This window comes from Burkholderia sp. Ax-1720, assembly GCF_011753035.1.
Taxonomy (GTDB): Bacteria; Pseudomonadota; Gammaproteobacteria; order Burkholderiales; family Burkholderiaceae; genus Burkholderia; species Burkholderia gladioli.
Window position 1 is genome coordinate 1 of sequence record NZ_VWWK01000013.1, and the last position, 23,636, is coordinate 23,636.

General features: G+C 67.7%; 18 protein-coding genes and 2 pseudogenes. 8 read left to right on the forward strand and 12 right to left on the reverse strand.

Features of this window, described 5'->3' with window-relative positions:
• Together F3J18_RS06400 and F3J18_RS06405 are read left to right on the forward strand one after the other, a co-directional pair.
• Positions 1 to 218, forward strand: a pseudogene (locus F3J18_RS06400) (RND transporter); the annotation flags it as partial.
• Between the two features lie 487 nt (positions 219 to 705).
• Positions 706 to 1,656 (forward strand): LysR family transcriptional regulator, encoded by a 951-nt coding sequence (locus tag F3J18_RS06405; RefSeq protein ID WP_025101429.1) that lies wholly within the window; start codon positions 706 to 708, stop codon positions 1,654 to 1,656.
• Positions 1,657 to 1,698: 42 nt separating this feature from the next.
• Here the strand turns inward: F3J18_RS06405 and F3J18_RS06410 are convergent, their stop codons facing one another.
• Positions 1,699 to 3,195, reverse strand: a complete 1,497-nt coding sequence (locus F3J18_RS06410; RefSeq protein WP_275691830.1) for a sigma 54-interacting transcriptional regulator — start codon at positions 3,193 to 3,195, stop codon at positions 1,699 to 1,701.
• Between the two features lie 290 nt (positions 3,196 to 3,485).
• Here F3J18_RS06410 and F3J18_RS06415 point away from each other — a divergent pair.
• Positions 3,486 to 4,076, forward strand: a pseudogene (locus F3J18_RS06415) (MBL fold metallo-hydrolase); the annotation flags it as partial.
• On the forward strand, positions 4,043 to 5,713 hold the full coding sequence (locus F3J18_RS06420) for an FAD/NAD(P)-binding oxidoreductase (protein WP_240156368.1): 1,671 nt from the start codon (positions 4,043 to 4,045) through the stop codon (positions 5,711 to 5,713). The pseudogene F3J18_RS06415 and the gene F3J18_RS06420, both read left to right, overlap by 34 nt.
• Positions 5,714 to 5,812: 99 nt before the next feature.
• Here the strand turns inward: F3J18_RS06420 and F3J18_RS06425 are convergent, their stop codons facing one another.
• From F3J18_RS06425 to F3J18_RS06440, 4 genes are all read right to left on the reverse strand, one after another.
• A complete protein-coding gene (locus tag F3J18_RS06425) occupies positions 5,813 to 6,631 on the reverse strand; it encodes an ABC transporter permease subunit (protein ID WP_013698200.1) in 819 nt (272 codons plus the stop codon).
• A complete protein-coding gene (locus F3J18_RS06430; RefSeq protein ID WP_025101433.1) occupies positions 6,628 to 7,557 on the reverse strand; it encodes an ABC transporter permease subunit in 930 nt (309 codons plus the stop codon). The genes F3J18_RS06425 and F3J18_RS06430 overlap by 4 nt, the downstream gene beginning before the upstream one ends.
• On the reverse strand, positions 7,554 to 8,705 hold the full coding sequence (potA, locus tag F3J18_RS06435; protein WP_025101434.1) for a polyamine ABC transporter ATP-binding protein: 1,152 nt from the start codon (positions 8,703 to 8,705) through the stop codon (positions 7,554 to 7,556). Before potA ends, F3J18_RS06430 begins: the two co-directional genes overlap by 4 nt.
• 109 nt (positions 8,706 to 8,814) lie before the next feature.
• Positions 8,815 to 9,909: a polyamine ABC transporter substrate-binding protein gene (locus F3J18_RS06440; RefSeq protein WP_025101435.1), complete on the reverse strand. Its 1,095-nt coding sequence runs from the start codon at positions 9,907 to 9,909 to the stop codon at positions 8,815 to 8,817.
• A 526-nt stretch (positions 9,910 to 10,435) separates the two neighbouring features.
• Between F3J18_RS06440 and F3J18_RS06445 the strand changes: the two genes are divergently transcribed.
• A complete protein-coding gene (locus tag F3J18_RS06445; RefSeq protein ID WP_166912026.1) occupies positions 10,436 to 11,782 on the forward strand; it encodes a phospholipase A in 1,347 nt (448 codons plus the stop codon).
• A 49-nt stretch (positions 11,783 to 11,831) separates the two neighbouring features.
• Positions 11,832 to 12,035, forward strand: coding sequence for a DUF1289 domain-containing protein (locus F3J18_RS06450; RefSeq protein WP_025101436.1), 204 nt, complete (start codon positions 11,832 to 11,834; stop codon positions 12,033 to 12,035).
• Between the two features lie 102 nt (positions 12,036 to 12,137).
• On the opposite strand, the gene F3J18_RS06455 is transcribed toward F3J18_RS06450, so the two are convergent.
• The 5 genes from F3J18_RS06455 to F3J18_RS06475 form a co-directional block, all read right to left on the reverse strand.
• Positions 12,138 to 12,779, reverse strand: a complete 642-nt coding sequence (locus tag F3J18_RS06455; RefSeq protein WP_166912028.1) for an OmpW family outer membrane protein — start codon at positions 12,777 to 12,779, stop codon at positions 12,138 to 12,140.
• Positions 12,780 to 12,844: 65 nt separating this feature from the next.
• Complete coding sequence (locus tag F3J18_RS06460; protein ID WP_166912030.1) at positions 12,845 to 14,035, reverse strand: nitronate monooxygenase family protein; 1,191 nt, start codon at positions 14,033 to 14,035, stop codon at positions 12,845 to 12,847.
• A gap of 116 nt (positions 14,036 to 14,151) precedes the next feature.
• A complete protein-coding gene (locus F3J18_RS06465; RefSeq protein ID WP_166912032.1) occupies positions 14,152 to 15,342 on the reverse strand; it encodes an aspartyl protease family protein in 1,191 nt (396 codons plus the stop codon).
• A gap of 239 nt (positions 15,343 to 15,581) precedes the next feature.
• Complete coding sequence (locus F3J18_RS06470; protein ID WP_025101440.1) at positions 15,582 to 17,174, reverse strand: ABC-F family ATPase; 1,593 nt, start codon at positions 17,172 to 17,174, stop codon at positions 15,582 to 15,584.
• 298 nt (positions 17,175 to 17,472) lie between these two features.
• Positions 17,473 to 19,800 carry an AsmA family protein gene (locus tag F3J18_RS06475; RefSeq protein ID WP_166912034.1) on the reverse strand — a complete coding sequence of 776 codons (2,328 nt, stop codon included), beginning with the start codon at positions 19,798 to 19,800 and terminating at the stop codon, positions 17,473 to 17,475.
• A 132-nt stretch (positions 19,801 to 19,932) separates the two neighbouring features.
• On the opposite strand from F3J18_RS06475, the gene F3J18_RS06480 reads away from it, so the two are divergent.
• Both F3J18_RS06480 and fetB read left to right on the forward strand, forming a co-directional pair.
• Positions 19,933 to 20,652 (forward strand): ATP-binding cassette domain-containing protein, encoded by a 720-nt coding sequence (locus tag F3J18_RS06480; RefSeq protein ID WP_166912036.1) that lies wholly within the window; start codon positions 19,933 to 19,935, stop codon positions 20,650 to 20,652.
• Positions 20,649 to 21,467 carry an iron export ABC transporter permease subunit FetB gene (gene fetB / locus F3J18_RS06485; protein WP_025101443.1) on the forward strand — a complete coding sequence of 273 codons (819 nt, stop codon included), beginning with the start codon at positions 20,649 to 20,651 and terminating at the stop codon, positions 21,465 to 21,467. Before F3J18_RS06480 ends, fetB begins: the two co-directional genes overlap by 4 nt.
• Before the next feature lie 164 nt (positions 21,468 to 21,631).
• Here the strand turns inward: fetB and F3J18_RS06490 are convergent, their stop codons facing one another.
• Positions 21,632 to 22,180: a DUF6013 family protein gene (locus F3J18_RS06490; RefSeq protein WP_025097689.1), complete on the reverse strand. Its 549-nt coding sequence runs from the start codon at positions 22,178 to 22,180 to the stop codon at positions 21,632 to 21,634.
• A 340-nt stretch (positions 22,181 to 22,520) separates the two neighbouring features.
• Positions 22,521 to 23,537 (reverse strand): zinc-binding alcohol dehydrogenase family protein, encoded by a 1,017-nt coding sequence (locus F3J18_RS06495; RefSeq protein WP_166912038.1) that lies wholly within the window; start codon positions 23,535 to 23,537, stop codon positions 22,521 to 22,523.
• Between the last annotated feature and the right edge of the window lie 99 nt (positions 23,538 to 23,636).

Here is a 23,636-nt window from a genome sequence, read left to right on the forward strand (position 1 = left end):
CCGCCGACGACGCCGCGGCGCGCGTGCGGCTGGGCGCGCTGCCGCCGTCGGCCGGCCGCGCCAGCGAGCAGCAGTATCGCAATGCGCAGCTCGATGCGATCCGCGCGACCAGCTCGCGGCTCGCGGACACGGCGCGGCTGTTCCAGGCGATGGGCACGCCGCCGGATCCGGCGGGCAAGCTGGCGGCCCTGCCGGCGCCGGACGCGACAGCTAAATAGGCGAAGCGGGCAAGGACGGTGGCGTGCCCGGCGGCACTGCCATCATTGCGGGATTTCCATATCATCATTTCGTCTCGTGAATGGAATCCCGCATTCCGTCCGATGAATAAATGGACGGATTCGAACACAAAACTCCCAATAACTTTACTAAACAACACTTTACTAAAACGCCGCGAATTCCCACCGATGCCGCGATTCATCCCGAGCAGGATCCAATCGCGATTTCCCGTGCCGAACAGGCCAGCCCACGCGACTTTCCGCCTTTCATCCCGCCCCTTCCTCCGGATTGTGAATCGAATTTTCGATCACGACATTCCGATTCGTTCAAACGGTAATCGCCGCTGATTTGCCGCGCAACACCCTCAGAGTCTGAGATTTCGAAGGGATTAGTGTTTTCCCGTGGATTAGCCGTGTTATTGTTTTTCCGGGCCATTCAAACGCATCCGTTTGACTCCGTTTCCTCAATAACCATACGAACGAGCTTCCAATGGACACACTCGTCAGCATGCAGGTATTCCGCCATATTGTCGAAATCGGCAGCTTCGTCGGTGCAGCCGAACGAATGGGCATGTCGTCGGCCATGGCGAGCAAGCACGTCGCGCATCTGGAAGGCCGGCTCGACGCCCGGCTGCTGCATCGAACCACCCGACGCGTTTCCCTGACCGAGGCCGGACGTGAGTACTACGAACGAGTGGTGCCGGCGCTGATCGAGATCGACGAGGCCAGCCAGTCGGTCAACACCGAGGGGATCGTGCCGCGCGGGCGGCTGCGCGTGGTGTCGCCCTCCTCGTTCGGGTTGCGGCACCTGGTGGGCGCGGTCACCGACTACACGGCGCGCTACCCGGAAGTGAACGTCGACGTGGCGATCTCCGACCGCGTGCTCGATCCGGCCGACGAGCGCTACGACATCGCGATCCTGGTCACGCCTTCGAGCACCAAGCCCGCCTCGCCCTTCGCGCGGCCGCTGGCCACCGCGCAGATCCTGTTCGTCGCCTCGCCGGCGTATCTCGCCGAGAACGGCACGCCGGCCACCCTCACCGACCTGGCCGCGCACAACATCCTGCAGGACAGCAACGGCGCGGGGCCGCTCGACTCGATCGCACGCGAGGCCGCCATCGCCTCGCGCGTCGCGCTGAACAGCAACCTCAGCGTCAACCAGCCGGAAGCCTTGCGGATCGCCGCGGTCAACGGCGCCGGCATCGCCCTGCTCGGCACCGACGTGGCCGGCGACGACATCGATGCCGGCCATCTGGTGCCGCTGCTGCGCGACGTCTCGCCCACCCGCCGGCTGTCGATCCACGCCACGCTGGGGGCCAGCCCGCGCGCCTCCACCACCAGCCGCTCGTTCGTCGACTTCCTGGCCGAGCGTTTCGCGCAGCGCCCGCTGTGCGCCTCGCTGGACCCGGTGCCCGCCGCCGCGCCGATGGCGCTCGCCTGACGCCGGCGCGCGGCCCGCTCGGCCGAAGGCATCCGCGAGGAATCAGAGGTCGCGGCCCGCAAGACCGAGCGCGCGCATGCGCCGATACAGCGTGCGCTCGCTGATGCCGAGCCGCGCCGCCAGCGCCTTGCGCGAGCCGCGAAAGCTGCGCGCCACCTGGCGCAGCGTGTCGTCGTCGGGCGCGCCGCGCGCGAGGCCTGCCTCGGGCGGCGCCTGCAGCGCCAGCGGCAGGTGCTCGGCGCGGATCACGCCGTCGTCGGCGAACAGGCAGGCGCGCTCCAGCACGTTGCGCAATTCGCGGATATTGCCGGGCCAGGCATGGGCCTCTAGGCAGGCCCGCGCGCTTTCGTGCAGCGTCCAGGGACGCGCGCCGGGCCGGCCGTCTGCAATGCGGCGCAGGATCGACTCGGCCAGCAGGCCGATATCGCCGGGCCGCTCGCGCACCGGCGGCAGTTCGATCGGAAAGGCGCTGATCCGGTAGTAGAGATCCTGGCGGAAACGGCCGTCGCCGATCATCTCGCGCAGCGGCTGGTGGGTCGCTGCGACCAGCCGGAAGTCGGCGCGCAAGGCCTCGATGCCGCCCACGCGCCGGAACGTGCCCGACTCGATCAGCCGCAGCAGCTTGACCTGCATCGAGGCCGGCACGTCGCCGATCTCGTCGACGAACAGCGTGCCGCCCTGGGCCGTCTCGACCAGCCCGGGCTTGCGCTGGTTCGCGCCGGTGAAGGCGCCTTTCTCGTAGCCGAACAGCTCGCTCTCGAACAGCGACTCGGCGATGCCCGAGCAATCCACCACCACGAAGGGCCCCGCCGCGCGCGGGCTGGCCTCGTGCAGGGCCCGCGCGAACAGTTCCTTGCCGGTACCCGATTCGCCGAGCAGCAACACCGGCAGCATCGAGGGCGCGACGCGCTGCAGGGCCGACAAGGCGCCGTTGAAGGCATCCGAGCTGCCGACCAGGCCGCCCGCGCTGGGCCGCGCGGAGGCGCTGCGCACGGTGGTCAGCCGCTCGACATAGGCCACCACCGCCCCCTCGCCGTCGAACACCGGGCGCATCTCGACATCCACGTGCTCGGGCCCGCGCGGCGTGTGATGGATATGCAGCACGCGCGAGGCCGCGCCCGATTCGAGCGCCGCGCGCATCGGGCAATGCTCGCCGGCCTGGTCGCAAGGCACCTCGTAGTGATGCGAGACGCGATAGCAGTGACGCCCGACGTGCGCGCGGCCGGCGCCGCCGAACTGCCGCTGGTAGGCGCCGTTCGCGGCGAGGATCCGGTAGTCGGGATCGACCACGATCATCGGCTGCGGATCGTGCTCGAGGTAGGAAACCAGCGCGCCGAGGCCGGCCGGCGAGGTGGCCGGCACGCTCGCGCCCGATGGACCGGCGGCGGCCGTCGCCGGTTCGAGCGGCACGATCGGCTTGAGCGGCACGATCGGGATCGTGCGCCGGGCATCGGCAACGCGCTCGGCGCGAGGCTGGCCGGCAGCCTCGGCAAGATCGGGCGCGGGCATGGAGCGATGGGAGGGACGACGCGTGGACATGGAAGCAGGCTCGGGCGGCCGCGGCCGCGAAGGGACAGGCACACAGGACAAACGAATCGCCGCCGGCGCCGACACGACAGGCCGACGGCGGCGACTGCCAATTCTGCCATGACACTGCCATCGATGGCAGCAATCCCTCGCGCGCCGCCGCCTTCGTCCGTCACGGCGCTTCCCGGTGCTCGAAAAAATCTCCGTCATATCAAATAATTAAGCGAAACACGCGCCAGCCTTGAAGAGCTGGCATGCATCTTGTCTCGATTCCCTGTTTTCCGCTTTCGGAGTGCCGTTCGATGTCCGCCCCAGCCTTCACCGTCGAGTCGTTTTTCGATCCCGCCACCAGCACGGCCACCCATGTCGTCCTCGACACGGGCTCGCACGAGTGCGCGATCATCGACTCGGTGCTCGATTTCGACCCGAAGTCGGGCCGCACCAGCCACGCCAGCGCCGAGCGCGTCGCCGAGCACGTCGAATCGCTCGGCGCGCGCGTGCGCTGGCTGCTGGAAACCCATGTGCATGCCGACCACCTGTCGGCCGCACCCTGGCTGCAGGCGCGCCTGGGCGGCGAGATCGCGATCGGGCGCAACGTCACCCAGGTGCAGAAGGTGTTCGGCGCGCTGTTCGATGCCGGCCCCGGCTTCGTCGCGGACGGCCGCCCGTTCGACCGGCTGATCGACGAAGGCGACACGCTCGCGCTGGGCGCGCTCGCGATCCGCGCCATCCACACGCCGGGCCACACGCCGGCCTGCATGACCTACCTGGTCGCGCGCGCGGACGGCGGCTCGGCGCCGGCCGAGACGGCCGCCTTCGTCGGCGACACGCTGTTCATGCCCGACTACGGCACGGCACGCTGCGATTTCCCCGGCGGCGACGCACGCACGCTCTATCGCTCGATCCGCAAGGTGCTGAGCCTGCCGCCCGACACGCGCCTCTATCTGTGCCACGACTACCAGCCCGACGGCCGTCCCGTGTGCGTGGTGACCACCGTCGCGGCGCAACTGCGCGACAACATCCATGTCCACCAGGGCATCGACGAGGACAGCTTCGTGGCGATGCGCACCGCGCGCGATGCCACGCTGGCGATGCCGGTGCTGATCCTGCCCTCGGTGCAGGTCAACATGCGCGCCGGGCAACTGCCCGAGCCGGCGCCGAACGGCATCCGCTACCTGAAGCTGCCGATCGACGCGCTGTGAACCGCGCCGCCCCCAACCCGCATTCCCCCGAAGGAGTCCGAACCATGTCCGCAACGTCCTCGACGATCGGCAACGCCGGCGTGCCCGCCGCACGCCACGACATCGTGATCGTCGGCGCCGGCGCCGCCGGCATCGCCACCGCGGCCAGCCTGCTCAGGCGCGAGCGCTCGCTCGACATCGCCCTGGTCGACCCGGCCGGCACCCATTACTACCAGCCGGGCTGGACCCTGGTCGGCGGCGGCGTGTTCGAGGCGCCGGCCACCGCCCGGCCGATGGAAGCGGTCCTGCCGCACGGCGTGACGCGCATCCGCGCGGCGGTCGCCGCGTTCTCGCCCGAGCAGGACCGCATCACGCTGGAGGGCGGCGCGAGCATCGGCTACCGGCAGTTGATCGTGTGCCCCGGGCTGGAGCTGAACTGGGCCGGCATCGAGGGGCTGGCGGACACGCTCGGCAAGCACGGCGTGACCTCGAACTACCGCTACGACCTCGCGCCCTATACCTGGCAACTGGTGCAGGCGCTGCCGCGCGGGCGCGCGATCTTCACCCAGCCGCCGATGCCGATCAAATGCGCGGGCGCGCCGCAGAAGGCCATGTACCTGTCGGCCGACCACTGGCGCCGCGCCGGTCGCCTGAAGGACATCGAGATCGAGTTCCACCTGGCCGGCAACGTGCTGTTCGGCGTGCCGGACTATGTGCCCGCGCTGATGGATTCGGTGCGCGGCTACGGCATCGACCTGCGTTTCGGCGACCAGTTGGTCGCCGTCGACGGGCCGGCCCAGCTCGCGCGCTTCCGGCGCGCGCGCCCCGAAGCCGAGGGCGGCCGCAGCGAGGAGATCGAGCGCGAGTTCGACCTGCTGCACGTGGTGCCGCCGCAGCGCGCGCCGGGCTTCGTGCGCGACAGCGCGCTGGCCGACGCGGGCGGCTGGGTCGACGTCGACCCGGCCACGCTGCGCCATCGCCGCTACGAGAACATCCACGCGCTCGGCGACGCCACCAACACCAGCAATGCCAAGACCGCGGCGGCCGCGCGCAAGCAGGCGCCGGTGGTGGCCCACAACGTGCTGGCCGCGCTCGGCCGCGCGCGCGGCGTGGCGCGCTACGACGGCTACGGCTCCTGCCCGCTGACGGTCGAACGCGGCCGCGTGGTGCTGGCCGAGTTCCTCTATGGCGGCAAGCTCGCGCCGACCTTCCCGGGCTGGCTCAACGACGGCACGCGCCCCTCCAGGCTGGCCTGGTTCCTGAAGGAGAGCCTGCTGCCGAGGATCTACTGGAACGCCATGCTAAAGGGCCGCGAGTGGTTCGCGCGGCCGGCGATCAGCGAAGGCTGAGCCCCCCTCGCAAGCCTCGTCAACGACGAAAAGCCCGGCTTTGCTTTGGCGAAGCCGGGCTTTTTCATGCGCAAGGGCGAGGCGCTCGCCTCGTCCGGATCAGACGGCGGCCGCGAGCCGGCGCCGTTCCTTGCGCAGCATGAACATGTTGGCGGCCACCACGCCGATCGTCACCGCCGCGATGAACAAGGTGGCCAGCGCGTTCATCTCGGGGTTCAGGCCGAGCCGCACGCGCGAGAACACCACCAGCGGCAGCGTGGTCGAGCCGGGGCCGGACAGGAAGGCCGACAGCACCAGGTCGTCGATCGACAGCGTAAACGACAGCAGCCAGCCCGACACCAGCGCCTGCGAGATCAGCGGCAGCGTGACGGTGAAGAACACCTTCAGCGGCGTGGCGCCGAGATCGAGCGCGGCCTCCTCGAGCGAGGGATCGAGCTCGCGCACGCGCGACTGCACGATGATCGCCACGTAGGACAGGCACAGCATCACGTGGCCGAGCCAGATCGTGAACATGCCGCGCTGCGCGGGCCAGCCGATCCACTTGGCCAGCTCGATGAACAGCAGCAGCAGCGAGATCCCCTGGATCACCTCGGGAATCACCAGCGGCGCGTTGATCATGCCCGAGTAGAGCGCGTGGCCGCGAAAGCGCCCCATGCGCGCCAGCACGTAGCCGGCCCAGGTGCCGATCACCACCGAGGCGCAGGCGGTCAGCACGCCGATCTTCAGCGACAGCCAGGCGGCCGCGATCAGCTCGTCGTCGCTCAGCAGCGCCGAGTACCAGCGCGTCGAGAAGCCGGACCAGACCGTCACCAGCTGCGACTCGTTGAACGAGTAGACGATCAGGCTCAGGATCGGGATGTACAGGAAGCCGAAGCCGAGGGCCAGCGCGACCAGGCGCAGATAACGATTCGGCATCATTTGCGACGGCCCTCCAGTTCCTTCGCCTGGAAGTGCTGGAACGCCGCCATCGGCACCAGCAGCAGCAGCACCATCGCGCAGGTCACCGCCGAGGCCATCGGCCAGTCCGCGTTGTTGAAGAACTCGTTCCACATGACGCGGCCGATCATCAGCGTGTTCGCGCCGCCGAGCAGTTCCGGGATCACGTATTCGCCGACCGCCGGGATGAACACCAGCAGGCAGCCCGCGATGATGCCGTTTTTCGACAGCGGCAGCGTGATGGTCAGGAAGGCCTTCCAGGGCTTGGCGCCGAGGTCGTAGGCGGCTTCCAGCAGGCGCAGGTCCATCTTCACCAGGTGCGCGTAGAGCGGCATCACCAGGAACGGCAGATAGGTGTAGACCATGCCGATGTAGACCGCCACGTTGGTGCGGTACAGCTCGATCGGCACGTGGATCAGCCCGATCCAGATCAGGAAGTTGTTGAGCAGGCCGTTGTTCTTCAGGATCCCGATCCAGGCGTAGACGCGGATCAGGAACGAGGTCCAGAACGGCAGCATCACCGCCATCATCAGCAGGTTGCGCGAGGCCGGGTTCGAGCGCGCGATGTAGTACGCCATCGGGTAGCCGAGCAACAGGCAGAGCAGCGTGGTGACCGCCGCCACCCACACCGAATTCACGTAGGTCGCGAAATACAGGCTGTCGGTGAACAGGAAGGCGTAGTGCGCGAGGTTCAGCTTGATCGTCAGCGCGCCGTCGGCGAACGAGGTCAGCTCCGTGTAGGGCGGAATGCCGAGCTCGAGCTCCGCGAAGCTGATCTTCACGACCAGCACGAAGGGCACCGCGAAGAACAGCACCAGCCACAGGAACGGCCCGGCGATCACGGCCGAGCGCCCGCTCAGGCCGAGCTTGCGCACCGGCCACTGGAAGAACGTCGACAGCGCGCTCATGAGGTCAGCACCACGCCGGCCGAGGCGCTCCAGCGCACGTAGATCTCGTCGTTCCATTCGGGCGTGTCGATCTCGGACAGCGCCAGGCTGGTGGCATTGGCGATCACGGTCTTCCCGGAGTCGAGGCGGATGTGGTACAGCGAGTAGCCGCCCATGTAGGCGACGTTGGTGATCACGCCATGCGCCCAGTTGTAGGCGCCCTCGGCCGGCTTGCGCGTGAGCGCGATGCGCTCGGGGCGCACCGAGACGGTCACGGCCATGCCGAGCGGCCCGGTGATGCCGTGGCTCACGTGCATGCGGCACGGCAGGTCGGGCGACTCGATGTAGACGTAGTCGGGCTCGTCCTCCACCACCTTGCCCTCGAACAGGTTGGTCGAGCCGATGAATTCGGCCGAGAAGCGGCTGTTCGGGTATTCGTAGACCTCGCGCGGCGCGCCGATCTGCACGATCTCGCCCTCGCTCATCACCGCGATCCGGTTGGCCATCGTCATCGCCTCCTCCTGGTCGTGGGTGACCATCATGCAGGTGACGCCGACCTTGTCGAGGATGTTGACCAGTTCGATCTGGGTGCGCTGGCGGATCTGCTTGTCGAGCGCCGACATCGGCTCGTCGAGCAGCAGCAGCTTGGGCCGCTTGACCAGCGAGCGCGCCAGCGCCACGCGCTGCTGCTGGCCGCCCGACAACTGGTGCGGCTTGCGGCTCGCGTAGCGGCCCATCTGCACCAGTTCGAGCGCGTCGCGCACGCGTTCCTTGAGTTCGGCCCTGGCCACGCCCTCCTGCTTGAGGCCGTAGGCGACGTTCGCCTCGACCGTCATGTGCGGGAACAGCGCGTAGGACTGGAACATCATGTTCACGGGCCGCTTGTAGGGCGGCATCTGGGCGAGGTCCTCGCCGTCGATCAGGATCCTGCCCGAGGTGACGGTCTCCAGCCCGGCCAGCATGCGCAGCAAGGTGGACTTGCCGCAGCCGGAACTGCCCAGCAAGGCGAACAGTTCGCCCTTGCCGACCGACAGATTGACCTGGCGCACCGCGGTGGTGTCGCCGAACTGCTTGACCACGTCGACGATCTGCACGAAGTTCGCGGCGTGGTCGGCCTGCGCGGCGGGGGACGGCGCGCCGGCGGACGGCATGCGCGACTGGCTATTCATGATCTGCTGCATCACTCCTGCGTGTTACCAGACAAAGGCGATTGAAGACGAACAAAGCCCCCGGGGGTACCAGGGGCTTGATGGGGCGGGTTCGATTCCGGGCCGAGGCTCAGCGTCCGGACTTGAACTCCGTCCAGAGCCGCGTCTGCAGGCGCTGGATTTCAGGCGGCAGCGGCTTGAGCAGGAACAGCGTCTTGACCACGTCGGCCGGCGGGTAGACCGCCGGATCGTCCGCCACGTCCTTGCTCACGAACTGACGCGCCGCCGAGTTCGCGCTCGGGTAGTAGACGGCGTTGGTGATCGCCGCATGGACCTTCGGATCCTCGATGTAGTTGATCCACTCGAGGGCCGCTTCCTTGTTCTTCGCATCCTTGGGGATCGCCATCACGTCGAACCAGACCGGCGCGCCGCCCTTCGGGATGTAGTACTCGACCTTGTAGGGCTTCTTCGCTTCCTGCGCGCGGTGCTTGGCGATCACCACGTCGCCCGACCAGCCGAACGCGAAGCAGATGTCGCCGCCGACCAGGTCGTTGATGTAGCCCGAGGAATTGAACTGCGTGATGTACGGGCGGATCTTCTTGAGCATCGCCATCGCGGCCTGGTAGTCGGCCGGCGAGGTGCTCATCGGGTCCTTGCCCAGGTAGTGCAGCGCGGCCGCGAACATCTGGTCCGGCGCGTCGAGCACCGACACGCCGCAGGCCTTCAGCTTGGAGATGTTTTCCGGCTTGAACAGGATGTCCCAGTTGTCCAGCGGCACCTTGCCGAGGATCTGCTGCGCCTTGTTCAGGTTGTAGGCCAGGCCGGTGGTGCCGTAGGCCCAGGGCACCACGTACTTGTTGCCCGGATCCGCGCCGGCCACCAGGGCCATCAGTTGCGGATCGAGATTCTTCAGGTTCGGCAGCTTCGACTTGTCGAGCGGCGCGAAGATGCCGGCAGCGATCTGCTTGCCCGCGTAGTTGCTGGTCGGCACCACGATGTCGTAGCCCGAGTTGCCGGTCAGCAGCTTGGCCTGCAGCGTATCGTCGCTGTCGTAGTTGTCGTAGCGGACCTTGACGCCGCTTTGCTTCTCGAAGTTCGGGATGGTGTCCTTGGCAATGTAGTCGGACCAGTTGTACACATTGAGCTGCGTGTCCTTGGCCGTCGCCGCCGTTGCGGCCACGCACAGCGAGAGGGCCATCAACCGGCCTGCCACCTTTGCTTTCATCCCGTTCTCCCGTCCGGCCGAGCTCCGGCCGGTATCGACTGTGTCGTCACGACGGCGTCGCCTCGGCAACCCGTCCCTCAAAACCCCGAAAAGTAACACTAATCCCGTGGTGTCACAAAAAAATCGCATCGCTGTCGCGCAAACGGAACACCGGTTTCCGGCAGGGCCGCCGCGCCGCCCGCGCTCCCGAACGGGATCGGGAAGTGCGCGCATTTTATCGGGTTATGGACGGCTGTCCACCCGAAAAAATGTCGGGTCGAGGATGGGCTCGACCCGTTGCCCGACTCCACGCAAACCAGCTTGGCACGCGCGCCGGTACCGGGCCCATGGCGGCGCGACCGAAGCTTGCGATCAAACGCCACGGGGCGCGCCCTCACCTCGCTCGCGGCCAAGCCGGGCGGGGCTCCCGCCACCGATCCGATTCGACCCTGCGACTGAATTACAATATGCCGACCCTTCGCAGTGTCCGCGCAGTATCCGTGTTGCGACACGACTTTCCACCGTGCCTCGTCAATCCATCGATCTCATGCGCCACCGTCCCGTTTCCGCTGCTTCCGCTGCTTCCGCTGCTTCCGCTCTCTCCCGCGCTTTCGCTCACGTCCCGTCATCCGCCGCTCGCCGGCACCCGCTCGGCATCCAGGCTTCCGCAGTCGTGCTGGCCTTCGCGGCCAATACCGCGCAGGCCACGGTAGCCCTGGTGCAACCGGCGCGCGAAGCCGCGGCCGATGCACCGCTCACGCTCACGCTGATCTACTCGGACGATGACGCGAAACCGCTGCCGGTCAGCGTGCCCGATACGCTCGAGGTGACCGTGACCAATGCCGAGCAGCCGCCGGTACCCGTCAAGCTGTTGCGCGAGGCCGGCGTGCCCGAGCGCTTCACGCTGAAGGCCGGCCAATACCGCAAGGTGAGATTTTCCGCGCCCTGGCCGGACAGCGCGCGCGGCACGGTGACCATCACGCCGGTGGGCTTCGACGCCTCGGCGGCCGTGGTGTCGCTGAACCGCAGCGCCAATCAGTTCGCCGTGGCCCGCGCCGAAACCGCCGAGGCGCACCAGGCCAGCCCTGCCGGCGTGGCAGCGGCCGCCTCGGGCGTGGCCGCCACCGCCGGCACGCCGCAGCCGACCGGCGACGCGCTGACCACCGGCGCACAAGGCCTGCTGTCGAGAATCTCGTACTACGAACCGATGTACATCGGCGTGGGGGTCAACGGCGACGTCAGCGCCAAGCTGCAGTTCAGCTTCAAGTACCGGCTGCACATGCCCGACAACCCGGCCTCGCGCTCGCTGCTGGACAATCTCTATTTCGCCTACACGCAGACCTCGATCTGGGACCTGTCGGCCGATTCGAAGCCGTTCCGCGACACCAGCTACAAGCCGCGGCTGTTCTACTACGTCGCAGACACGGGCCTGCACAGCCCCTGGTTCACGCGCATGGGCTTCGCCGCCGGGATCGGGCACGAGTCGAACGGCAAGGCCGGGCCGGATTCGCGCAGCCTCAACATCCTGTTCGTGCAACCCACCTGGGAATTCGGCGACCTGACGAGCTACCACTGGCAGGTCTCGCCGATGCTCTATTACTACCTGGGCATCAGCGACAACCGCGATATCGCCGACTACCGCGGCTACATGGACCTGGTCGTCAAGTACGGCAGCCCCGACGGCTGGCAACTGTCGACCACGCTGCGCAAGGGCACCCACCACTGGTACGGCAGCGTCGACACCCAACTCTCCTACCCGCTCGCCAAGCTGTTCGGCAATGCCTGGGGCGGTTATGTCTGGATCGGCTATTTCAACGGTTACGGCGAGGACCTGCTCGACTACAACCAGCGCCAGCACTGGATCGCGCGGGTGGGCGTGAGCATCGCGCGCTGATGCTTTACCATTACGCATTGCCGCACCAGCCCGGATCCAACGACGCACCATGAGCTCCAATCTTCACGACAAGCCCGACAGCCCCTGCATCGGCGTCTGCTCGACCCTGTTCGACGACGTCTGCAAGGGCTGCGGCCGCACCGCCTTCGAAGTGGCCAACTGGGTTTTCATGAGCGAGGAAGAAAAGGCCGCCGTCTGGGAGCGCATCACGCTCGACGGCACGGCCATGCGCTTCAAGTACGACAAGCTCTGAGCCTCCCGCCCGCGCCGCCGGCTCGTCCTTCGCGCGCCGGACGCAAAAAAGGCGGCACGCGAACCGCCGTGCCGCCCAACCCCAACGCTTGAATCCGTTCGATCAGAACTTCATGCCGACACCGAACCCGACGATCAGCGGGTCGATGTGCAGGCGGCCGATCGATTGGCCGCCGAGCGTGGCATCGGTATGCATCCAGAGCTTCTTGATGTCGAAGTTGACGAAGAACTGCTTGCTGACCTGGACGTCGACGCCGAACTGCAGCGCGGGCCCGAAGCTGCTCTTGTGGACCGCCACACCCTGGCTGCCCACGTGCAGCCCGTCGTTGTAGAAGAAGGTGTAGTTCAGGCCCGCGCCGATGTACGGGCGAACCCGGCCCGCATGATTGAAGTGGTATTGCAGCAGCAGCGTGGGCGGCAGCACGTTCACGCCGCCGAGCGGGCCGAGATTCGAATTGACCTGGTGGCGCGAGGTACCGAGGATCAGCTCGACGCCGAGATAGTCACGAATCATGTAGGTGAAATCGAGTTCCGGCACCAGCGCGTTGTTCACGCCGGCGTTGATGTCGGACAGCGTGCCGCTGCCGCGATCGGCCGGCATGATTTCGATGGCGCGCAAGCGCATCAGCACATCGCCCTGCGCGATACCCTGCCCCGGCGACGCCGCCTGGGAAACCGACGGCAGCATCGCGAACACACTTGCGCAGGCCAGCGCGGAAACGATGCAACGGATTTTTTCATTCATGACTTGAGCCCCCTGAGAACGGTATCGATTGTCCGGGGGCATACCTGGCGACGCGTTGACGCCCATCAAGCCAGCGAAAACGTAGGACGGTTTGTCGCAGGCTCGGGCGCGGTGCCGGTCAGCAGCAGCGCGAGCAGGTCGCGCACGCTGCGGATCGCGTTGCCGAAGGGCAGCGCTTCGCGGCCGCGGAAGAACAGCCCGTTGGCGACGTCGCCGCGCAGCGCGGCGGCCAGGCGCGTATCGATGCAGAAGTGCCCGAAGCGCTCGATGCCGTCGCGCAGGCCGCAGACCGACAGGCATTCCAGCGCGGTCGGACAACGCTGCCGCAGCGCGCCGAGCTTGCCGCGAATCCGCGCCTCGTGGCGCAGGTAGCGCTCGAGCCAGGGCGTGCGCACCGCGCGCGCCGGCAGGCCCGTGACGCTGATGAAATCGACGATGTCCTCGGGACGCGCCTGCACCAGCACCTGCTTGAAGGCCGGATGCGCATCGCCCTCCTCGGTGACGGCGAAGGGCGTGCCGACCTGGACGCTGCTGGCGCCGAGGCCGAGCGCCTCGCGCACCGCCTGGTGGCTGTTGATGCCGCCGCCGACGATCAGCGGGATCGCCTCGCGCGCGAGGCCCAGCGCCTCGATCGTCTCGCGCGTCTCGCCGAGCACGCGCGCGAAATCGAAGCGCGCGTCGTTGGCCTCCTCGATGCGCGACACGCCGAGATGGCCGCCCGCATGCGCGGGATGCTCGATCACGATCGCATCGGGCAGGCGCCCCTTCCTCATCCATTTCTTCAGCACCAGGGCGATGCCGCGCGCGTCGGACAGGATCGGGATCAGCGCGATATCGTGCCCTTCGGTCAGCTCGGGCAGGTCCAGCGGCAGGCCGGCGCCCATCACGATCGCGTCGGCGCCGGCATCGCAGGCGAGGCGCACATAGTCGGCATGGCTGCGCACCGCCTTCATGACATTGACGGCGATCATGCCGCGCCCCTCGCTCCAGCTACGCGCGCGCTCGATCTCGCGGCGCAGCGCCTCGAGGTTGGCCGCCTCGAGCGTGTCGCGATCGGGCCGGGCACGGCAGCGCGCGAGCAGGTCGGCATGGTGATGGCGCAGGTCGATGCTCGCGATGGTGCCGAGCGCGCCCTCGCGCGCGACACTGCCGGCGAGCCGATGCGCGGATATGCCCACGCCCATGCCGCCCTGCACGACGGGAAGCAGGGAGCGGCCGCGGATCGTCAGCGGGGCGAAGGGAATGGCAAGCGTCATGGTGAGCCTCGTACGGGCAGCGTCGAAGAAGGCTCGATGATCGGGGAATGGCGGATACGGGGGTTGACGCGCGTCAAGCGCAAGCTGCGGGCTGGGCCGCCGTATCGCCAGGCAAACTAGGGGGAGATCAGATCCCGAAGCGCGATACTGACTGACCGATCGCCGCTCGGTCGACGGATGAGAATCGGCACCGTTGACACTTGCGGATCTTGAAACATGGTTCTTATCTTGAACAAGGTCCCGGCTTCAGCGCGAAGGGAACCCACCTTGACAATGACGTCGCCGGCCTGGATTCCGGCTTTTGCCGCGGGTCCGTTCGCCGTTACATCCACGACCTGAAGCCCGCCTTGTCGAGATAGCGCCAACCACATGCCACTTCGATCATAGCGATCGGGAACATCGGATTCGGCACGCTTCGAAAGCCACATCAGCTGACGGCCATAGTCGAAGGAAACCGTAAATCGCTTGAGGATCCCCATGCCGATGCTCCCTGCCCGATCGCCCCGGGTGAAGGCGCCGGACTTCTGCAGCGAGAGGCGCGTGACGGGCGCCGGCACCGGAAGCTTGCCAATCGAAAAAACGGCCGGCCGGCCGACGATGCCGAGAATCGGCCCGCCATCGCCGTACCCGGTCATTGCCTGGACGGTCGTACCGATGTGCTCGTCCAGGCGATAGGCCCGCCAAAAGGCACCGAACAGCGTCAGGCTGAACCGGTCCCCGGTATCGACCTGAAACAGCGCCGTCATGCCATTCACCGAAGCGCTCACGAGCGGCATGCCGTTCTCGTCCAGGGAGAAGGGGACCGGAATCGCACCCGCCACGGGCTTGAACTGGTCCTCGGGCTGGATGGTCAGTTGCTTTCCCGCGGCATCCAGCGTCAGAACGTATTTCCTGAACAGCTCCGCCCCGAGCACGCCGTCGAAATGCCGGAAACCCATCACGCGGCCGAGGCGGCTCGTATCCATCGCCGGAACGTCCAGGGCGCCGAGAGAGAACGCACCCACGCTCAAATCGTCGAGGTGGACGATCTTGAAGGACAGGGCTTGCTCGCCGGCCCCCGTTCCCGTCCCGGCATGGACGGCGGCCAGCTTCAGCTGCTCCGCCAATCCGGTACTGACGGTCGAGCTCGAGGACCCCGTATCCAGGATGAAGGAGAACGGACCTTTTCCATCGACCTTCGCCTCGACAAAGGGGCGGTTATCGAGGATCGATAGCGGCAGCACCTGGCCTTGGGGAGCGACATGAGCCGATGCCGCGCAGACGACAGAACCACACCACCCGATCAAGGCCAAACGTGTGAGACGCATATGACTCCCCCCTCATTGGACCGGCCTGCCATCGATCGAACCCGACGCAGACGGAATAACCAAGGAAAAAGGCTGGCACCGACAGATCGTCGGTGCCAGCCTTTTCGCAGCCATCTCAGCCAGGCCCGGTTCGCTCAACGGCAAACGCAGCTGCCGTCCCGGGCATCTCCGCTCGCCTACCCCCGCCCGACTGGCTCCAACGTGACAATCGGAGCCCATGAGCGAAGGGCGTGAGGCAATCAGGCCTTTTCCTGCGTCGCCAGGAAGTCCTCGTAGTTGCCGCCGAAGTCGTTGAGCGTGCCGTCGGTGCGCACCTCGATGATGCGATTGGCCAGCCCGCTGACGAATTCACGGTCGTGCGAGACGAAGATCAGCGTGCCCTCGAACTGCTCGAGCGCGATCTGCAGCGACTCGATCGACTCCATGTCCATGTGGTTGGTCGGCTCGTCCATCAGCAGCACGTTGTGGCGGCCCAGCATCAGCTTGCCCCAGATCATGCGGCCCTTCTCGCCGCCCGACAGCACCTTCACCGACTTCTTGATGTCGTCGGAGGAGAACAGCAGGCGGCCCAGCGTGCCGCGCACCATGGTCTCGTCGTCGCCTTCCTTGCGGTAGTTGTCGATCCAGTCCATCAGCGTGACGTCGTCCGGGAACTCCTCGTAGGTGTCCTGCGGCATGTAGCCGACGTTCGCGTTCTCGGCCCATTTGACGCTGCCGTGGTCGAGCTCGAGATTGCCGAGCAGCGCGCGCAGCAGCGTGGTCTTGCCCGCGCCGTTCTCGCCGATGATGGCGATGCGCTCGCCCGGCTGCACCGACAGGTTGAAATTGCTGAAGATGGTGCGCTCGTACTTCTTGGTCGCCTCTTCCGCCACCACCGCGATGTTGTGCAGCTTCTTCTCGAACTCGAAGCGGATGAACGGATTCTGGCGCGACGAGGGCTTGAATTCCTCGATCTTGATCTTGTCGATCTGCTTGGCGCGGCTGGTGGCCTGGCGCGCCTTGGACTTGTTCGCCGAGAAGCGGCGCACGAAGTCCTGCAGTTCGGCCACGCGCTCCTTGGCACGCGCATTGGCATTGGCCTGGCGCTCGCGCGCCTGCGCCGAGGCGAGCATGTAGTCGTCGTAGTTGCCCGGCCAGACCTTCAGCGTGCCGAAGTCCATGTCGGCCATGTGGGTGCAGACCGAGTTCAGGAAGTGACGATCGTGCGAGATGATGATCATCGTCGAGTTGTACTGGTTGAGCGTGTCTTCCAGCCAACGGATCGAGTTGATGTCCAGGTTGTTGGTCGGCTCGTCGAGCAGCAGGACGTCGGGCTTGGAGAACAGCGCCTGCGCCAGCAGCACGCGCAGCTTCCAGCCGGGGGCCACCTCGCTCATGGTGCCGTTGTGCAGCTTCTCGTCGATGCCGATGCCCAGCAGCAGCGCACCCGCGCGCGCCTCGGCATCGTAGCCGCCGAACTCGGCGAACTTCGCCTCCAGCTCGGCCGCGTGCATGTAGTCGTCGTCGGTGGCTTCCGGGTTCGCGTAGATCGCGTCGCGCTCGGTCATGGCGGCCCACATTTCCGTGTGGCCCTGCATCACCACGTCGAGCACGCGCACGTCCTCGTAGGCGAACTGGTCCTGGCGCAGCTTGCCCAGGCGGATGTTCGGCTCGAGCGCGACATTGCCGCCGCTGGGCTCGAGATCGCTGCCGAGGATCTTCATGAAGGTCGACTTGCCGCAGCCGTTCGCGCCGATCAGCCCGTAGCGGTTGCCCTCCCCGAACTTGACCGAGATGTTCTCGAACAGGGGCTTGGGCCCGAATTGCATCGTGATGTTGGCGGTAGAAAGCACAGCGTGGCCTGTTAAGTGGTAGATCGACGTAAACCCGACATTTTAGCAGGTCTCGGTGACGCACTGTGCCTGGCGCCGTCGGCGGGCGGATGCTGGGAAATCGGGCGGGATCGCGGTGCCTTGGATGCGGCGCGGCGGGGGTCGTGCGGATGGGTCGGGGCCTCGACCCTATTTGGCGTCGTCCGGCATGGCCGGCAGGTTCCGCGCATGGGAGGGACGGCGCGAACCCGACAAGACGCCGGCGTCGCGCGGGCTCGGGGCCTCGCGCGACGCCGGCGCCGGCGCCGGCGCCGGCACTTCAATGCTTCTTCGCGCCCTCGGCGGCCGCCTTCTTCATCTGCTGCGAGGCATTGAGCTGCGCGAACAGTTCCGAGCACGGCACGTCGCGGTTGTTGCTCGGCGCGATCAGCGGGATCAGCGCGGCGAACGGGTTGATGATGCCCAGGCCCACCGCCGCGCCGGCCCGCAAGGCCAGCGCGCCGACGTTGACGCCCACCTTCGGGTTCTTGAAGGTGCCCTTCACGTAGAGCGGCGAACGCAGCGAGAACACGCGGAAGCCCTTGGTCTGCGGATGGATCTGCAGGTCCATGCCCTCGTCGCGCAGGTTCACGTTGCCGTCGACGCGGATCACGGCGTCGTCGGTATCGAGCGCGAACAGCTTGGAGTTCAGGATGCCGTCGGTGGCGACGAAGTCGACCGCCGCGCAATTGATCTTCACGTCGCGATTGCCGAACAGCTTCTCGTAGACCACGTTGGCGACGTTGAGCCCCGCCGCCTCCATCAGCAGCCGGCTGATCGCGCCGTCGGTGACCAGCGCCTTGACCTCGCCCGTCGAGGTGGCCGCGAGCGCGGCCGGCGAGTTGCCGGAAGCCGCCAGCGTGGCGTCGCCGTTGATCTCGCCGAAGGCCGATTGCATCACCTTCGCGGTCGGGAACAACTGCTTGAGCTTCAGGTGCCGCGCGGCCACCGAGAAGCGGCCCTTGAGCGGCGTGCCGCTGCCGTCGAGCCGCGCCTCGGTGGACAGCGTGCCGCCGGCCACGCCGAAGCGCAGCGGCGTGAGCGAGAGCACGCCGTCCTGCATCACGATATGAGTGTAGAGATCGCTGATCGGCAGGTCCTTGTTCTTGACCAGCTTGCGGCCCGTGAACTTCACGTCGGCGTCGAGCGCCTTCCAGCGATCGGTGCGGAAGGTCTCGACCGGCAGCACGCGATCGGCCGGCTGCCTGGTGGTGTCGCCGCGCGCGCGCTTGCTCGAAGCGCTGTCGGCGCCCACCACCGGCGCGAGATCCGAGAACTGCAGCAGGTTCGAGACCAGCTCGCCCGAGAGCAGCGGGCGCGGCGCGCGCTGCGCATAGCTGAGCGTGCCGTGCAGGTCGCTGCCGCCCACCCGGCCGTCGAAGTTCTCGTAACGGAAGGTGCTGCCGTTGCGGCGGAACTGGCCGATCAGCCGGCCTTCGGTGGCATAGGGTGGCGTATCGGGCAGGGTGACGCCCGTCAGCGCGTACAGATGCGACATGCTGGTGCCCTGCAGCCAGAGCCGCAGGTCGATGGCGGCGAGCTGCATCGGGTCGGTCAGCGTGCCGACGATCGCCAGGCGCGTGTCGCCGGCCTTGATGTCGGCCTGCAGCGGGAACGGGCGGGTGGCGTCGCGCACCGCGAGCACGCCGCCGATCTTGCCGGTGCCGTCGATCGGCACGTTCTTGTAGCGGCCCTTCACCACCAGGCCGAAGGCATAGGTCGGCGCGGGCGGCGTGGCGGCGGCACCGCTGGCCGCCGAGGCGGCAGCCACCGCGGCATCGGCGGACGAGGCGCTGCTCGCGGCCGAAGCCGACGTGGTCGACGCGTCGCTGGCGGACGCGGCCGACGCCGACGAAGCCGACGAAGCCGGCGCGGTCGAAGCCGACGAGGCACCCGAAGCAGCGGAAGCCGCAGCGGCGGCCGAAGCCGCCTCGATCTTCTTCGTCAGTTGCGCGGCCCCGGCCTTGCCGACGCGCTGCGCCGAGGCCGCGCGCGAGGTGGCCTCCTGCTGCTTGAGCACCTCGCCGAGCGGGATCGGCTGGCCGAGCGTGTCGATCGCGACATTCAGGTCGGCCTTGGTGATCGCGTCACGATAGCTCACCGTGCCCTTGGCGAAACCGAAATCGTGAAGCTCGACCTTCCAGGTCGACGGCTCGCCCGACTGCTTGAAGGAAAAGGTCCAGTTGTTGCGGCCGTCGGCGAGCCGCTCGATATCGAGCGCGGGATTGACGATGTCGATCGAGGGGATCACCACGCGATGCGCGAGCAGCGGCAGCACGGCGAGGTCGAAATGCGCGGCGTCGAGCGTGGCGAAATGCGGGGATTTTGTCCAGTCGGGATTGCCGATCACGATGTTGTTGGCGGTGAAGCTCGGCCAGGGTATCCAGGCGCGCCAACCGGTTTCGCCGGAGGGGCGGCGCCAGCCGACCTTGAGGTCGCCCTGGATCGCGAACGGCCGGCCGATCTCGGTGCTGACGCGTTCGTTGATATACGGCCTCGCGCGATTCCAGTCGAACGTGAGGATGAAGACGACGAGCGCGGCGATCAGCACCAGGATGATGCCGACGATCCAGGCCGCCGATTTGCCGATGACTCGGGTAAGCGTCATGCCGGGCTCCAGTTTTTTCTTATCGAGACAAGACATCGGGCGCAAGGCCGCGCCAGACGACTTGCAAGCAGGTTATCGGTATTATGGCATCGCGCGCGAGGCGTCCTTCTCCCTTTACCATTTCTTGCATTTATGACAGCAGCCGGCCTGATCGAAGCCCGCGGCCTGACCCGTCGCGACCCAGTCTCGCAAAGGGTGTTGGTGGCGCCGACCGACTTTCTCCTCGCCCCGGGCATGCGCGTTGCTGTCACCGGTCCGTCCGGATCGGGCAAGAGCGTGTTCCTGCGCGCGCTCGCCCTGCTCGATCCGATCGACGGCGGCGCCCTGCTCTGGCGCGGCGCACCGGTTGCGCGCGCATCGATCACGCGCTACCGCCGCGGCGTCGCCTATCTGCGCCAGCGCCCTGCCGTCTTCGACGACGGCAGCGTCGAGGATCTGCTGCGCTACCCGTATTCGCTGGCCGTCTATGGCGACCTGCGCTTCGATCGCGCCCGCGTGGCCGAGCTCGCGACCCGCGCCGGCCGCGCCGACGATTTTCTCGACCAGGCCGCCAGCGAACTGTCGGGCGGCGAGGCGCAGATCGCCGCGCTGCTGCGCGTGCTGCAGCTCGAACCCGAGGTACTGCTGCTCGACGAACCGACCGCCGCGCTCGATCCCGAATCGGCGCGCGCGGTCGAGACGCTGGTGACGGCCTGGTTCGAGGCCGCGCCCGAGGCGCGCGCCTATATGTGGGTCTCGCACGATCCGGCGCAGGCGGCCCGGGTCGGCTCGCGCCAGGTGAGGATGCGCGCCGGCGTGCTCGGCGACGCCGACGAGCCGGGCAGCCGGGGCCAAGACGGGGCAGCGCGATGAGCCCGGTACTGCAGGACCTGAGCCTCGGCGACGTGGCGATCGCCGCCGCGCTGGTGGCGGTCAACGGCGCGCTGTCCTTCGCGCTGTCGCTGGGCCTGGGCCGCCAGTTGGCGATCGCCGCGGTGCGCACCGTGGTGCAACTGCTCGCGATCGGTTACGTGCTGGGCTGGGTGTTCGGTCATCCGAGCTGGACCGTGGTGCTGCCGCTGATGATCCTGATGACGCTGGTGGCCGGCTTCGCCGGCGCCGCGCGCGGCGAGCGCACCTACGCGGGCCAGCGCATCGACAGCATCGTGTCGATCTGGGTGGGTTCCTGGGCGGTCGGCGCGGTCGGGCTGTTCGTGGTGATCCGCATCCATCCCTGGTACGAGCCGCAATATGCGATCCCGATCCTCGGCATGATCCTCGGCAATGCGCTGACCGGCGTCGGGCTCGGCGTCGAACGCATGACGGGCGAGCTGACCGCGCGGCGCGACCGCATCGAGACCGCTCTGGCGCTCGGCGCAACGCGCTGGGAAGCCGCCCGGGACGCCGCGCGCCAGGCCGTGCGCGCCGGCATGCTGCCGACCCTGAACCAGATGGCGGTGGTCGGCATCGTCAGCCTGCCGGGCATGATGACGGGCCAGGTGCTGGCCGGCCAGCCGCCGCTGCAGGCGGTGCGCTACCAGATCGTGATCATGTTCCTGATCGCGGCGGCCTCGGCGCTGGGCACGGTCGGCGCGGTGCTGCAGACCTACCGGCGCCTGTTCTCGGCCGACCACCGCTTCCTGTCCGCGCGCCTGGTCGAGCGCAAGCCGCGCAGGAAGCGGCGCTGAACGGCGCCTCGGCGAGCGGCCGAGGAGAGACGAAGCAAGGCTTACGGCAGGCGATCAAGACGCGCGCAAAAACGCGCCGCGCCAACCGGCACGGCGCGTCGCGCTTCATCACATCGATCAATACCGCCGCGCCGGCTCGCGCCGGACGGCGCGAGACACTCGACTCACTGCTGGATCGATACCGTCACGCGCGTGCCGTCGCTCATCGCGATGGTCTTCGCGCCGCCGCGCGTCGAGAGCGAGACGCGCTTGACCTCGCTGACGGTGACCGGCTTCGGGCACTGCAGGGTCTTGCCATCGGCGCTCACCGAGGTGGTGCCGTCGGGCGCGCTGGCCTGGAAGCTGATCTGCACCGTGGCCATGCCCTTGGCGTCGACCGAGGGCGCGAGCCGCACCTGGGTCTGCCGGACCATCGCGCCGTTCGCGTCGCGCGGCAGGGAATCGGCATCGGGGCAACCGTCGGGCATCGCCACCGCGCCCGAGGGCGGCACCGACTTCCAGTTGAAGTCGTCGGTTTCGCCCGAGCGGATCTTGCGCGTTTCCTCGGAGGCGCCGAAGCGCTTCGAATCGACCTTCACCGTGTACTGGAGCTGGCCGTCGTTGCCGCCGCTGGCGCTGCCCTTGATCGGCGGCGCCGCGTTCGCGGCGGAGCTGGCGAGGGCCGCCGCGAAGGCGACGGCGCACACGGCGACGGACGGAATACGCAGGCTCATGCTGTCCTCCTGATATTGCGCCGCCCAGCGGGCGGCGCCTGGTTATATGGCAAGACACGATGCACGCGGATATCCAGTCTAATCGCAAGCGGCGGCTTCGGTGACGCTTGTATGGAGCATGTTGTGGTGGCGTCACGCGCACCGCGCGACGAGGCGCCGGCGCCCTGTGCGAGCGCGGCCGCCGATGGCGCGCCGCAGCATGCCGCGCCGTCGCGCAGCCACGCTCGACGACAAAGGCCGCCACGCATCGCGCGGCGGCCTTTGTCGTTGCAACGCAAGATGGCCGGGGCGAAGCGGCCGGCGCAAACCCACCGCCCTCGCCGCCGCGTCACACGCCGCGTCAGAACCCGCTCAGCACCAGCTTGCCGATCGCGCGCCCGGCCTCGAGCAGGCGGTGCGCCTCGCGCAGGTTCGCGGCGTTGATGGCGCCGAGCTGCTGGCCGACCGTGGCGCGCAGCGTGCCCGCATCGACCAGCCGCGCCACCTCGGTCAGCAGCTTGTGCTGCTCGATCATGTCGAGCGTGCCGAACATCGAGCGCGTGAACATGAACTCCCAGTGGAAGGCCGCGCTCTTCGCCTTGAGCTGCTCGACCGGCACCGGTTTGGCGTTCTCGACGATGGTGCAAATGCCGCCCTGCGGCTTGACGATCTCGGCGGCCGCCGGGAAATGGCGGTCGGTATCGTTGAACACCAGCACGTAGTCGACCGACTCGAAGCCGGCCGCGCGGATCTGCGCCGGCAGGTCGCCGAAGTGGTCGACCACGTGGTCGGCACCAAGCTCGAGCACCCATTTGGCCGACTCGGGACGCGAGGCGGTGGCGATCACCGTCAACTGGCCGAGCTGCTTGGCGAGCTGGATGCCGATCGAGCCGACCCCGCCCGCGCCACCGATCACCAGCACGGTCTTGCCCGCGTCGCGGCCTTGCGGCGACACCTTCAGGCGGTCGAACAGGGCCTCCCAGGCGGTGATCGCCGTCAAGGGCAGCGCGGCGGCCGCCGCGAAGTCGAGCGAGGCCGGCTTGAGCGCAACGATCCGCTCGTCGACCAGGTGGTACTCGCTGTTCGCGCCGGGCCGCGTGATGCTGCCGGCGTAATAGACCGGATCGCCGACCCGGAACAGCGTGACCTCGGGGCCGACCGCGGCCACCGTGCCGGCCGCGTCCCAGCCCAGCACGCGCGGGCTGGGCTCCACCTTGTCCTTGGGCGCGCGCACCTTGGTGTCGACCGGGTTGACCGACACCGCCTCGACCTTGACCAGCAGGTCGCGGCCGCTCGGCGCGGGGGTGGGCAGCTCGACGTCGACCAGCGACTGCGGGTCGTCGATCGGGAGGTAACGGGTCAGGCCAATCGCTTTCATGTGCTTGCTCCTCGATGGGGAAACGGATGCTTCGATGGAGGCCATCCTACGCGGCCCGATCCTGGAGAAAAACCGACATAATGCCGGAAACATTTTTTT

Bases quoted from the DNA above. Each gene is read 5' to 3' on its own strand.
- F3J18_RS06465 (WP_166912032.1), bottom strand. From the start codon at position 15,342: ATGCGTCTCACACGTTTGGCCTTGATCGGGTGGTGTGGTTCTGTCGTC.
- fetB (WP_025101443.1), top strand. From the start codon at position 20,649: ATGAGCCCGGTACTGCAGGACCTGAGCCTCGGCGACGTGGCGATCGCC.
- potA (WP_025101434.1), bottom strand. From the start codon at position 8,705: ATGAATAGCCAGTCGCGCATGCCGTCCGCCGGCGCGCCGTCCCCCGCC.
- F3J18_RS06490 (WP_025097689.1), bottom strand. From the start codon at position 22,180: ATGAGCCTGCGTATTCCGTCCGTCGCCGTGTGCGCCGTCGCCTTCGCG.
- F3J18_RS06440 (WP_025101435.1), bottom strand. From the start codon at position 9,909: ATGAAAGCAAAGGTGGCAGGCCGGTTGATGGCCCTCTCGCTGTGCGTG.
- F3J18_RS06430 (WP_025101433.1), bottom strand. From the start codon at position 7,557: ATGAGCGCGCTGTCGACGTTCTTCCAGTGGCCGGTGCGCAAGCTCGGC.
- F3J18_RS06405 (WP_025101429.1), top strand. From the start codon at position 706: ATGGACACACTCGTCAGCATGCAGGTATTCCGCCATATTGTCGAAATC.
- F3J18_RS06495 (WP_166912038.1), bottom strand. From the start codon at position 23,537: ATGAAAGCGATTGGCCTGACCCGTTACCTCCCGATCGACGACCCGCAG.
- F3J18_RS06475 (WP_166912034.1), bottom strand. From the start codon at position 19,800: ATGACGCTTACCCGAGTCATCGGCAAATCGGCGGCCTGGATCGTCGGC.
- F3J18_RS06455 (WP_166912028.1), bottom strand. From the start codon at position 12,779: ATGAATGAAAAAATCCGTTGCATCGTTTCCGCGCTGGCCTGCGCAAGT.
- F3J18_RS06480 (WP_166912036.1), top strand. From the start codon at position 19,933: ATGACAGCAGCCGGCCTGATCGAAGCCCGCGGCCTGACCCGTCGCGAC.
- F3J18_RS06425 (WP_013698200.1), bottom strand. From the start codon at position 6,631: ATGATGCCGAATCGTTATCTGCGCCTGGTCGCGCTGGCCCTCGGCTTC.
- F3J18_RS06410 (WP_275691830.1), bottom strand. From the start codon at position 3,195: ATGTCCACGCGTCGTCCCTCCCATCGCTCCATGCCCGCGCCCGATCTT.
- F3J18_RS06450 (WP_025101436.1), top strand. From the start codon at position 11,832: ATGAGCTCCAATCTTCACGACAAGCCCGACAGCCCCTGCATCGGCGTC.
- F3J18_RS06460 (WP_166912030.1), bottom strand. From the start codon at position 14,035: ATGACGCTTGCCATTCCCTTCGCCCCGCTGACGATCCGCGGCCGCTCC.
- F3J18_RS06445 (WP_166912026.1), top strand. From the start codon at position 10,436: ATGCGCCACCGTCCCGTTTCCGCTGCTTCCGCTGCTTCCGCTGCTTCC.